This is a genomic window from Priestia sp. P5_B4 (assembly GCF_056400385.1).
In genome coordinates this window covers 1-507 of the sequence record NZ_JBFULJ010001553.1, presented here as the reverse complement: position 1 = coordinate 507, position 507 = coordinate 1, and the positions used below count along the sequence as shown (strand labels likewise).

Annotated in this window: 1 protein-coding gene; it reads left to right on the top strand. The window is 42.0% G+C overall.

Going from position 1 to position 507, the window contains the following annotated elements; all coding sequences use genetic code 11:
• On the top strand, positions 1–315 hold a 315-nt coding region (locus tag AC1DRF_RS32120), incomplete at its 5' end, for a C40 family peptidase (RefSeq protein WP_477742846.1).
• Positions 316–507: the final 192 nt, after the last annotated feature.

Below are 507 nucleotides of genomic sequence, written 5' to 3'. Positions count from 1 at the left end.
CCTTATGTTTGGGGTGGAGCTGCGCCTGGAGGATTTGATTGCAGTGGTTACCTTAACTATGTATATCGCAATGCAGTAGGTGTAAGTCTTCCTCGTACAGTTGCTAGCATCTATCAAACTGGTACGCGTGTAAGTTCACCTCAGCCTGGCGATATCGTTTTCTTTGAAACGTACCAACCAGGAGCTAGTCATGCTGGCATTTATATCGGAAACGGTCAATTCATGCATGCAGGTTCTTCAACAGGCGTGACAATCACATCACTAAGCAACTCTTACTGGTCAAAACGTTACTTAGGAGCAAAGCGTTACCTATAAGAGTGTAACAAAAAGGAGTAGTTGTAGAACTATTCCTTTTTTCTATACACCATAAACGTAAAAGTAGGAAATTTTTGCGCGATTTGGTATGATAACTAGGGAACAAATAAAAGGAGTGTATAACATGGCTATTGTAGATGTAACCATTATTCCGGTAGGTACGGAAACGCCAAGCGTGAGTCAGTACGTAGC